This is a genomic window from Phenylobacterium sp., assembly GCF_035475775.1.
In the GTDB taxonomy this organism is placed as follows: Bacteria; Pseudomonadota; Alphaproteobacteria; order Caulobacterales; family Caulobacteraceae; genus Phenylobacterium.
Genome location: NZ_DATIMC010000143.1, coordinates 1 through 10,789 on the forward strand (window position 1 = coordinate 1; position 10,789 = coordinate 10,789).

A 10,789-nucleotide genomic window follows, 5' to 3' on the forward strand; every position below is an offset into this window, starting at 1 on the left:
CGGCGCCCAGAGCACCTGCTCGATGTGCTGCGCGCCGCAGGCCAGCATCACAAGGCGGTCGAAGCCGAGCGCGCCGCCGCTGGCCTGCGGCATCGTCGCCAGGGCGGCGAGGAAGTCCTCGTCGATCGGGTAGCGCTCGCCGTAGACGCGGGCCTTCTCGGCCATCTCGGCCTCGAAGCGGCGGCGTTGTTCGGCGGGGTCGGTGAGCTCGCCGAAGCAGTTGGCGAGCTCGACGCCGCAGGCATAGAGCTCGAAGCGCTCGGCGACGCGCGGATCGCGCGGGCTCGGCCGGGCCAGCGCCGCCTCCCGGATCGGGTAGTCGCACAGGATGGTCGCCCTGCCCTGGCCCAGCTGCGGCTCGACCTTCTCCACGAGCACGCGGCTGAACACGTCGGCCCAGGTGTCGTCCCGGGCGATCCGCACGCCGCTCCGGGCCGCAGTCGCCGCAAGATCGGCGTCGAAGAGGTCGAGCCCGGCGTAGCGCCGGAACGCCTCGGTGACCGTGACGCGTTCAGGTTCTGCCGAAGGATCAATGGCTTGATTCCGGAAGCTCAGGCGTTCCGCGCCGGCCGCCGCGGCCGCAATCCGCAGCAGCGCCGCGCAGTCGGCCATGATCGCCTCGTAGGGCTCGCCGGCCCGATACCACTCCAGCAGCGTGAACTCGGGGTGGTGCAGCGGCCCGCGCTCGCGGTTGCGCCACACGTGGCCGAGGCTGAAGATCTTCGCCTCGCCGGCCGCCAGCAGCTTCTTGGCCGCGAACTCGGGCGAGGTGTGGAGGTAGAGCGGCCGCCGCTCGCCCGCCGGCCCGACCGCCTCGGTCGCGAAGGCGTGCAGGTGCGCCTCGTTGCCCGGCGAAACCGCGAGGGCGGCGGGATCCACCTCCATGAAGCCCTGTTCGTCGAACCAGCGCCGCACGGCCGCGGCGATGCGGCTGCGCGCCACCAGGAAGGGCCGGCGGTCGGCGTGGCGGTCGGGGCGCCACCAGGGCGAAGGGGATGGCTCGTCCATGAGGTGCGACAGGCGTGGGGCTGGCGATTCCGGGGAAGATCGCTATAGGGGCGCGACCGGCAATTGATCAGCGGAATCGCGCGCACGCGAGATGCGCGGCCGCCACGCGCATCGAGGAATTCACGTGAAGGTTCAAGCGAGCTCCCTCCGCAAGGGCAATGTGGTCGATCTCGGCGGCAAGCTCTACGTCGTCCTGCAGGCCCAGAACATCCATCCCGGCAAGGGCACGCCGGTCACCCAGCTCGACATGCGGCGAATCTCCGACGGGGTGAAGATCTCCGAGCGCTACCGCACGACCGAGACCGTCGAGCGGGCCACCGTCGACGAGCGGGAGTACACCTTCCTCTACGCCGACGGCGAAGGGTTCCACTTCATGAACCCGGAGACCTACGACCAGCTGGTCGCCTCGCCGGACATCGTGGGCGATGCGCGGTTCTACCTGCAGGACGGGATGAACGTGCACCTCTCGACGCACGAGGGCGTGCCGATCGCCATCGAGCTGCCCAGGCTCGCGACTTTCGAGGTGGTCGAGACCGAGCCGTCGGTGAAGGGCCAGACGGCGTCGTCCTCCTACAAGCCCGCGGTGCTCTCCAACGGCCTGCGCACCATGATCCCGCCCTACATCGGCGTGGGCACCAAGATCGTCGTGCTGACCGAGGACGGCTCCTACCAGGAGCGGGCGAAGGACTGATCCGACTGGACGGCGCACGATCTTCCAGTGCTTGATCCGTCATCGCGCCGGAGGAACCCATGAGCGAAGTCCTGGATATCGAAGGCGCCGTCGCGCCTGAGTTCGAGCCGGTGCGCGCAGCCTTCGCCGCCAACCTGGCGAGCGGCGAGGACGTGGGCGCCTCGTTCTGCGCGACCCGGGACGGCGAGGTCATCGTCGATCTCTGGGGCGGCTGGGCCGACGCGCCGGGCGGCCGGCCCTGGACGCGGGACACCATCGTCAACGTCTATTCCACGACCAAGACCATGACGGCGCTGACCGCGCTGCTGATCGCCGACCGCGGCGAGCTCGACTTCGACGCCCCGGTCGCCCGCTACTGGCCGGATTTCGCCGCCGCCGGGAAGGCGGAGGTGAAGGTCAGCCAGCTGATGAGCCATTCGGCCGGGCTCTCCGGCTGGCGCGAGCCGATCCGCAAAGAGGATCTGTACGACTGGGAGAAGGCGACCTCGCTGCTGGCCGCCCAGGCGCCGTTCTGGGAGCCCGGCACCGCGCCCGGCTATCACGCCATGACCCAGGGCTATCTGGTGGGCGAGGTCATCCGCCGGATCACCGGCAGGACCGTCGGGACCGTGTTCCGCGAAGAGATCGCCGAGCCCTTGGGCGCGGACTTCCACATCGGCCTGCCCGCCTCCGAGGACGCCCGGGTGGCCGACCTGATCCCGCCGCCGCCCGGCACGGCGGTGGGCGACGGCCAGCAGACCGAACTGCAGGCCAACATGAGCCACAACCCCGGCGTCGACGTCATGGAGACCCGCAAGCGGGCCTGGCGCGGCGCCGAGATTCCGGCGGCCGGCGGCACGGGCAATGCGCGCTCGATCGCCCAGGCGCATGCGATCCTGGCGAACGGCGGGGTCGCCAACGGCAAGCGATTCATCTCGGAAGCCGGCTGCCGCAAGGCGCTGGAGCTGCAGATCGAAGGCGACGACCTGATCCTGGGCCGTCCCGTGCGCTACGGCATGGGCTTCGGCTTATCCGGCGGCATGGTCCCGCTGCCCAATCCGAACAGCATGTTCTGGGGCGGCTACGGCGGCTCGCTGGCGATCATCGACATGGATGCGAGGACTACCTTCGGCTACGCCATGAACAGGATGGCGCCGACCACCACGGGGGACGTGCGGGCGCTGGGCCTGGCCATGGCCATGTGGCAGGGCCTGGGGATCGTCTGAGCGCGGCTTGACCGCGGCCCGGGCGCCGCTTACCTAGCGCCCATGATCGGAAGCCGCCCCCTCTCCGGCCGCTATTACCGCCTGCCCTGACGCAGGCGCCCGATCCCACGCGCCTGCCCTTCGCGGCCGGCGCAGATCTCAGGCATCACTCGACGCGCCCGGCCTCCTCAGACCCAGGAGATCGCCATGCGTCTCGATAATCCCGCATCCGCCGTGCTAGAGCCGCCCCCGATGTCCGAGCAGCCGTTCAAGTCCGAGTTCCTGCGGGTGATGCAGGCGCGCGGCTACATCCACCAGGTCACCCACCCGGCCGAGCTGGACGCGGCCGCGGCCGCCGGGCCGATCACGGCCTACATCGGCTTCGACGCCACCGCGCCCTCGCTGCACGTCGGCAGCCTGATCCAGATCATGATGCTCAGGCGCCTGCAGCAGGCCGGCCACCGGCCGGTCGTGCTGATGGGCGGCGGCACCACCAAGGTGGGCGATCCTACCGACCGGGACAGCTCGCGCCCGCTGCTCACCGTCGAGCAGATCCAGGCCAACATCGCCAGCATCAAGACGGTGTTCGCCAAATTCCTGCGGTTCGGCGACGGGCCCACCGACGCGGTGATGGTCGACAACGCCGAGTGGCTGGATGCGCTGGGCTACGTCGAGTTCCTGCGCGACTTCGGCGTGCACTTCACGATCAACCGGATGCTGAGCTTCGAGAGCGTCAAGCTGCGGCTCGAGCGCGAGCAGCCGATGACCTTCCTCGAGTTCAACTACATGCTGATGCAGTCGGTGGACTTCCTGGAGCTGGAGCGCCGGCTGGGCTGCATCCTGCAGATGGGCGGCTCCGACCAGTGGGGGAACATCGTCAACGGCGTGGAGCTGATCCGCCGCGTGGACGGCAAGCCGGCGTTCGGGCTGACCACCCCCCTGCTTGCCGCCGCCTCGGGCGCGAAGATGGGCAAGACCGCGGCGGGCGCGGTCTGGCTGAACGCCGAGATGCGCAGCCCGTACGACTACTGGCAGTTCTGGCGCAACACCGAGGACGCCGACGTCGGCCGCTTCCTGCGCCTGTTCACCGACCTGCCGCTGGACGAGATCGCAAGGCTGGAAGCGCTGCCGGGGGCCGAGATCAACGAGGCCAAGAAGGTGCTGGCCAACGAGGCGACGCGCCTGCTGCACGGGGCGGACGCCGCGGAGGTCGCCGCGGGGGCCGCCGAAGCCGCGTTCGAGCAGGGTCGGCTCTCCGCCGACCTGCCGACCGTGGAGGTGAACGCCTCCGAGCTCGAAGCCGGCGTCATGCTGGCCGCGCTCGCGCAGGCGGCGGGCCTGGCCGCCTCGCGCGGCGAAGCGCGGCGCCTGGCGCAGGGCGGCGGGCTGCGGGTCAATGACAAAGCCGAGCCGGACGCCAACCGCACGGTGACCAGCGCGGATCTGGTGGACGGAGTCGTCAAGCTCGCCGCGGGGAAGAAGAAGATCGTGCTGGTGAAGCCGGTGTGACCAAAGCCTCGTCATCCAGGACGGCCGCAAGGCCGATCCGGGACCCAGGGCCTGCGCACGGCTTCTCCTGGGTCCCGGCTCTCCGCTACGCTCCGGCCGGGATGACGCAGAATTGGAGAGCCAGAGCATGAGCGAGATCACCGAAGGAACGAACGCCCCGGATTTCCACCTCGAGACGCCGGAGGGGCCGGTGAAGCTCGCCGACTTCGCGGGCCGGACGCTGGTGCTCTACTTCTATCCGAAGGACGACACGACCGGCTGCACGAACGAGGCCAAGGCGTTCAGCGAACTGGCGGACGACTTCGCCAAGGCGGGCGCGACGGTGGTCGGCGTCTCGAAGGACAGCCTCGCCTCGCACCGGAAGTTCGCCGAAAAGCACGCGCTGAAGGTGAAGCTGGCGTCGGACCCCGCAGGCGATGCGGTCGAGCGCTACGGCTCCTGGGTCGAGAAGAGCCTCTATGGCCGCAAGTACATGGGCATCGACCGATCGACCTTCCTGATCGAGGACGGCGTGGTGAGGCGTCTCTGGCGCAAGGTGAAGGTCCCGGGCCACGCCGAACAGGTGCTGGAGGCGGTGAAGCGCGCTGGCTGAGACGCCCGACTCGCCGCAGAGTTCGGGATTCAGGTGCGGCGTTAACTATCTTGCACCGCCGCCGTAACTCCGTTTCTATCCCGCCGTCCATCGGGCCGGGGGCCATTGGCGGCATGAGAGAACGGCTGGCGCGCCTTCGCCGCACGTTTGGGGCGCTGTTTCCGGAACGCCACCTCTACGTCCGCTCCGGCGGCCGGATGCAGGCCTATGTGCTGACGCCCCGCCGACAGATGCTCGCGACGGCGGCCGTCGCGGCCGCGGCGCTGTGGACCGGGGTGGCGAGCGCCTCGATGCTGGTCAACGCCATCTCGGCCACCGCTGCCGTATCCCAGGCCCGGCCCAGCTCGAAGTCTGAACCGAACGCGAAGGCTGAAATCTCCGGTCAGCTCGCCGCGATGATCGAGAGGCGGCATGCGGCGCTCGCCATGTTGCTCACGGAGCTGAAGAACGCCCCGGGCGCGGCGGAGACGCTCATCCCCATCGTCGACCAGGGCCTGGCGGGCGTCGACGCCAGCCCGGCCGAACGGCTGCAGAAGATCGAGCTCAGCCAGGAGCAGCTGATCGATAAGACCGACTCCTACGCCAGGAGCCGGGCCGACCGGCTGCGCTACGCCTTGCGGCTGGCCGGGCTCACGCCCGCCTCGCCGCCGCCGAACGCAGGCGGCGTCGGGGGCCCGCTGATCGAGTTGAAGGACGCCGGCGCGCTCGCGGCCGTCACCGACGGGGACGCCGATTTCGCCCAGCGCCTCCGGCATGCGGCGCGCGACCTGTCGGACGCCCGCCGGCTCGCCCAGACCGCCGAGACCCTGCCGCTCGCCGCGCCGACCACGGAGATCGCGCGTTCATCCGGCTTCGGCGTGCGGATCGATCCGTTCACCCATCGCGCGGCCTTCCACACCGGCCTCGACTTTCCCGGCGGGCGGATGACGCCGATCTATGCGACGGGGCCGGGCGTCGTGGCCTACACAGGGCTGCGCAGCGGCTACGGCAAGGTGGTGGAGATCGATCACGGCCGGGGCCTCAAGACCCGCTACGCCCATCTGCAGGCCATCGCGGTGCATGCCGGCGAGCCGGTGGCGCTCGGCGAAAAGGTCGGCGGCATGGGCTCGACGGGCCGGTCCACCGGCAATCACCTGCATTACGAGGTGTGGCTGAACGGCCGGCCGGTGAACCCCGAGCGCTTCCTGAAGGCCGGCGCCTACGTGAACGCCGCGGGGTAGGTCGGAGCGCAGCCACGGCAGGGTGGGGATTAGCCGGGCATCGTTTCCGAGGCCGCAGTTCGATTCTCGCTACCCCACCCTGCCCGCCTCGCGGCCTGTCCCTCCCCATTAAGGGAGGGACTTAGGCCTCCACGGTCGAGCCGCGCGTCGCGCCGACCCGCTGGGCCAGGGCCGCGCCCATGAACTCGTCGAGGTCGCCGTCCAGAACCCCTTGCGTGTCAGAGGTTTCGACGTCGGTCCTCAGGTCCTTGACCATCTGGTAGGGCTGCAGCACGTAAGAGCGGATCTGGTGCCCCCAGCCGATGTCGGTCTTCTGCTCCTCGATCGCCGCCTGGGCGGCTTCGCGCTTCTCCAGCTCCAGCTCGTAGAGCCGCGCCTTCAGCATCTTCCAGGCCTGCTCGCGGTTCTGGTGCTGTGAGCGCTGGTTCTGGCAGGCGACCGCGATCCCGGTCGGGATGTGGGTCAGGCGCACGGCGGAATCGGTCTTGTTGATGTGCTGGCCGCCGGCCCCGGAGGCGCGGTAGGTGTCGGTGCGCACGTCGGCGGGATTGATCTCGATCTCGATGGTGTCGTCGACCACCGGGAACACCCAGACCGAGGCGAAGGAGGTGTGCCGCCGCGCGTTGGAATCGAACGGCGAGATGCGCACCAGGCGGTGCACGCCGGCCTCGGTCTTCAGCCAGCCGTAGGCGTTCTCGCCCTTCACCTGGACGGTCGCCGACTTGATGCCGGCGGTCTCGCCGCCGGTCTCCTCGATGACCTCGACGCTCATCCCGTGCGCCTGCGCCCAGCGGGTGTACATGCGCAGCAGCATCAGGGCCCAGTCGTTGGACTCGGTGCCCCCGGCGCCGGAGTTGATCTCCACGTAGGCGTCGTTGGCGTCCGCCTCGCCGGAGAGCAGCGCCTCGAGCTCGGCCCGGGCGGCGCGATCCTTCAGCGCCTTGAGCTGGGCGCGCGCCTCGTCGAGCGAGGCCTCGTCGCCTTCCTCGTCCGCCAGTTCGGCATAGCCCACCGCGTCGGCGAGCTCGCGTTCGAGTCCCTGCACCGCCCCGACCTGGGCGGCGAGGCGGTTGCGCTCGCGCATGATGGATTGCGCCCGGCCCGCGTCGTCCCACAGCGTCGGGTCCTCGACCCGGGCGTTCAGCTCGTCCAGCTTGCGGAGCGCAGGCTCCCAGTCAAAGACGCCTCCTGAGCAGGTCGATCGCCTGCTCGATGTCGGCCTTGGCGGCCTCGACATCCGCTCTCATCGAAAGCTCCAATTCGTTCGTGGGCGGGCGAGATAGCCCTTCGGCCCGGTCAGTACAATCCGGTGACGTCGTCCGGCTTCTTGGGCTTGGCCGCCGGCGGGTTCGGCGCGATCACCGCCGGCGGGCTGATCGGCAGCTGATTGTAGGGGATCGGCCCGAGCGGCCGGCCGTTGGCGATGGGGGTCTCGGCGACGCGCGGCTCGGTGCCGGGCCGGAACGCCTCGCGGATGCCGCGGACCATGGCGAACTTGGCGTTCTTGGGCGCCGGGAAGTCGTCCGGCGGCTCGCTCTGGAGCGCGTTCTTCATGAAGTCGATGAAGATCGGCACCGCATCGACGGCGCCGGTCTCGTTGTCGCCGAGGCTGCGGTTGTCGTCGAAGCCCACGAAGATCCCCACCACCAGCTTGGGCGAGAAGCCCATGAACCAGGCGGAGCGGTACTCGTTCGTGGTGCCGGTCTTGCCGCCGAGCGGGCGGCCGAGCGAGGAGGCCTGGGCGGCCGTGCCGCGCTGCACCACGCCCTCCAGCATCGAGGTGATCTGATAGGCGGTGATCGGGTCCATGAGCTGGGCGCCGGCGGGGGGGATGTGCGGGCTCTCCTCGCCCGAGAAGCCGGCGTTGCAGCGATCGCACTCGCGGCGGTCCGCCTTCAGGATGGTCTTGCCCTCACGATCCTGCACCAGCTCGATCAGGTGCGGCTCGATCTTGCGCCCGCCGTTGACGAAGGAGGCGTAGGCGCCGGCCAGCTTGAACACCGTCGTCTCGCCGGCCCCGAGCGCCATGGCCAGGACGTGGTCCATGTGGTCGGTGACGCCCATGCGCTGGGCGAGGTCGGCGATCTTCGGCATGCCCACGCCCTGGGCGATGCGCACGGTCATGGTGTTGCGGGAGAGCTCGAGGCCGCGCCGGAACACCAGCGGCCCGTAGTATTTCCCCTCGTAGTTCTCCGGCGTCCAGACCGTGCCGTTGCCGCCCGGCAGGCTGATCGGGGCGTCCATGACCACGCTGGCGGGCGTATAGGCGCCGCTCTCCAGGGCCGCGGCGTAGACGATGGGCTTGATCGCCGAGCCCGGCTGGCGAAGCGCCTGGGTCGCGCGGTTGAAGGACGACAGCGAGAACGAGTAGCCGCCGACCATGGCGAGCACCCGGCCCGACTGCGGCTCCAGGGCCACCAGCGCGCCGTTGACGAGGGGGATCTGCTTGAGGCGCAGCGCCGCCCCGCCCTTCTCGTCGGGCGCGACCCAGACGAGGTCGCCCGTGCCGATGCCCTTGCCGGCGCGCGCCCAGGCGACGTCCTCGGCCGCCAGCGTCCCGACCTGGCCGTCGATGGTGCGCAGGCGGACCACGCCGCCGCCGAGGTCGGTGACCACCGCCGCCTTCCAGGTGCGCCGCTCGGCGGGGCGCACGGAATGCCTGGCGACGTCTTCCCACCCGGCCAGGGTGGTGACGCGCCCCCAGGCGCCGCGCCAGCCGTGGCGGTGGTCGTAGCGCTCCAGCCCATCCATCAGCGCTGTCCTGGCCGCGCTCTGCAGGCTGGGATCGAGGGTGGTCTTCACGTAGTAGCCGCCTTCGTTCAGCCGCTCGCCGAGGGTGGCGAGGCCGCGGCGGCGCACCTCCTCGACGAAGTAGTCGGCGTCGCGGTACTTGGCGCGCGTCGGCTCCGGCTGGACTTTCAGGTCCTCGGCCTTGGCGGCGGCGGCCTGCTCCGGCGTCACCCAGCCCAGGTCGGCCATCTGGTCGATCACCCAGTTGCGGCGGGCGATGGCGGCGGCCTTGTGGCGGATCGGATGGTAGTTGTCCGGCCCCTTCGGCAACGACGCCAGGTAGGCGCATTCGGCGAGATCGAGATCGGTGACCGACTTGCCGAAATAGTTGTACGCGGCCGCGCCCACGCCATAGCTGCGGTAGCCGAGCCAGATCTCGTTCAGATAGAGCTCGAGGATGCGCTCCTTCGACAGCGTCTGCTCGATGCGGTGGGCGAGCATGGCCTCCTTGAGCTTGCGCCCGATGGTCGGCTCGTTGGACAGCAGGATGTTCTTGGCTACCTGCTGGGTGATGGTCGAGCCGCCCTCGAAGCGCTTGCCTTCGACGAAATTCACCGCGTCCTTGGCCATCGCGCGGCCGATGCCCTGCACGTCGAGGCCGCCGTGCTGGAAGAAGCTGTGGTCCTCGGCGGCCAGAAAGGCCTGGGCCAGCTTCGGCGGGATGGCGTCATAGGGGACGAAGATCCGCCGCTCGCGGGAGAACTCGCCGATCAGGGTGCCGTCCCAGGCGTAGGCGCGGGTGGCGGTCGGCGGATGGTAGTCGGCGAGGTCGCCGGCGTCGGGCATGTCGTGGAACAGCCAGGCGGCCCAGAACGCCGTCGCGATCCCCGCCAGGGCGACGAGGCTCAGCATCGCCACGCCGGCGATCGCGACCCATCTCGGGGGAGGATTCAACTTGTCCACGACCTCCAGGGGCGCCCCGTCCCCGCCGGCCTCGGGTCTAGCCTGCGTCGCGCCGGGCGCCAACGGGCGCGCAGCGTAGGGCGTCAGCGCGCCGCAATCGCATCGCCCGGGCGGCTCACACGCACCGATCCTCGAATTGGCAGGCAGCGCCGAGGACAATCCACAGCAGGAGGAAGAGGACCAGCAGGCCGGCGAGAACGAGAAGGCCTCCGGCTACAGCCGGCGAGTCTCTCGAATACCGGCGACCCACGACGAAGATGCCGACGATCGCGAGCACAACTGTCGCCGGAAGCACGGCCCCTACCGAGACGCCATGCGGGCGTTCTGGTCGAAGTAGTCGTCGATGGACTGGGCCACGCCGTCCATAAGCTGCTCGCGCCTGGCCGGATCACGCAGCATGGCCTCGTCCTCGGGATTGGAGAGGAAGCCCATTTCCAGCAGCACGGCAGGCACCTCCGGCGCCAGCAGCACCATGAAGCCGGCGTCGCGGTGGGTGCGGCGGAGCAGGCCGGTGCGGCTCTCGATGTGGCTGACCAGGGTCTCGGCGAAGGCCGCCGAGCGGTTCTTGGTGGCGCGCTGGGTGAGGTCAAACAGGATGTCGCGGACCCCACGGTCGCCCGTCAGGCTGGCCTTCATGAACCAGTCCTCGCGGCTGACGAACTGGGTGGCCCGCAGGGAGGCCTTGTCGGAGAGGGTGTAGACGCTGGCGCCGTGCAGGTCGGCGCTGGGCCCGGAATCCGAGTGGAGCGAGATGAACAGGTCCGCGCCGGCCCGCTGGGCGATCCGCACGCGGTCGGCCAGGGCCACATAGACGTCGGCCTCGCGGGTCATAACCACCTGGTAGCGGCCGGTGCGTTCGAGCCGGGCCTTGAGCGCCTGAGCGGCCGCGAGG

At 70.1% G+C, this 10,789-nt stretch carries 9 protein-coding genes and 1 pseudogene; 5 read left to right on the forward strand and 5 right to left on the reverse strand.

Going from position 1 to position 10,789, the window contains the following annotated elements; all coding sequences use genetic code 11:
- Positions 1 to 1,008 (reverse strand): EF-P lysine aminoacylase EpmA (epmA, locus tag VLI41_RS16545; RefSeq protein ID WP_325269191.1); only part of this gene is annotated, 1,008 nt, incomplete at its 3' end.
- A 124-nt stretch (positions 1,009 to 1,132) separates the two neighbouring features.
- Here epmA and efp point away from each other — a divergent pair.
- From efp to tyrS, 3 genes are all read left to right on the forward strand, one after another.
- Entirely contained in the window at positions 1,133 to 1,699 is a 567-nt protein-coding gene (gene efp / locus VLI41_RS16550; protein WP_325269192.1) for an elongation factor P, read from the forward strand.
- 59 nt (positions 1,700 to 1,758) lie between these two features.
- The gene (locus VLI41_RS16555; RefSeq protein ID WP_325269193.1) at positions 1,759 to 2,904 is read left to right on the forward strand and encodes a serine hydrolase domain-containing protein; all 1,146 of its coding nucleotides are present in this window, start codon (positions 1,759 to 1,761) and stop codon (positions 2,902 to 2,904) included.
- Between the two features lie 186 nt (positions 2,905 to 3,090).
- A complete protein-coding gene (gene tyrS, locus VLI41_RS16560) occupies positions 3,091 to 4,392 on the forward strand; it encodes a tyrosine--tRNA ligase (RefSeq protein ID WP_325269194.1) in 1,302 nt (433 codons plus the stop codon).
- 24 nt (positions 4,393 to 4,416) lie between these two features.
- On the opposite strand, the pseudogene VLI41_RS16565 reads toward tyrS, so the two are convergent.
- A pseudogene (locus tag VLI41_RS16565) lies at positions 4,417 to 4,496 on the reverse strand (hypothetical protein); the annotation flags it as partial.
- 23 nt (positions 4,497 to 4,519) lie between these two features.
- Here VLI41_RS16565 and VLI41_RS16570 point away from each other — a divergent pair.
- Positions 4,520 to 4,984 carry a peroxiredoxin gene (locus tag VLI41_RS16570; protein WP_325269195.1) on the forward strand — a complete coding sequence of 155 codons (465 nt, stop codon included), beginning with the start codon at positions 4,520 to 4,522 and terminating at the stop codon, positions 4,982 to 4,984.
- A 113-nt stretch (positions 4,985 to 5,097) separates the two neighbouring features.
- Positions 5,098 to 6,204, forward strand: a complete 1,107-nt coding sequence (locus VLI41_RS16575; RefSeq protein ID WP_325269196.1) for a M23 family metallopeptidase — start codon at positions 5,098 to 5,100, stop codon at positions 6,202 to 6,204.
- Between the two features lie 121 nt (positions 6,205 to 6,325).
- Here VLI41_RS16575 and prfB read toward each other — a convergent pair.
- The 3 genes from prfB to VLI41_RS16590 form a co-directional block, all read right to left on the reverse strand.
- Positions 6,326 to 7,451, reverse strand: a protein-coding gene (gene prfB / locus VLI41_RS16580) for a peptide chain release factor 2 (protein ID WP_325269197.1) whose coding sequence is annotated in 2 segments (ribosomal slippage) — positions 6,326 to 7,381 and positions 7,383 to 7,451 — 1,125 coding nt in all. Because the reading frame shifts where the segments join, the coding sequence is not laid out codon by codon here.
- 49 nt (positions 7,452 to 7,500) lie between these two features.
- Positions 7,501 to 9,846: a penicillin-binding protein 1A gene (locus VLI41_RS16585; RefSeq protein WP_325269199.1), complete on the reverse strand. Its 2,346-nt coding sequence runs from the start codon at positions 9,844 to 9,846 to the stop codon at positions 7,501 to 7,503.
- 351 nt (positions 9,847 to 10,197) lie between these two features.
- A partial coding sequence (locus tag VLI41_RS16590) for an N-acetylmuramoyl-L-alanine amidase (RefSeq protein ID WP_325269198.1) occupies positions 10,198 to 10,789 on the reverse strand: 592 nt, incomplete at its 5' end.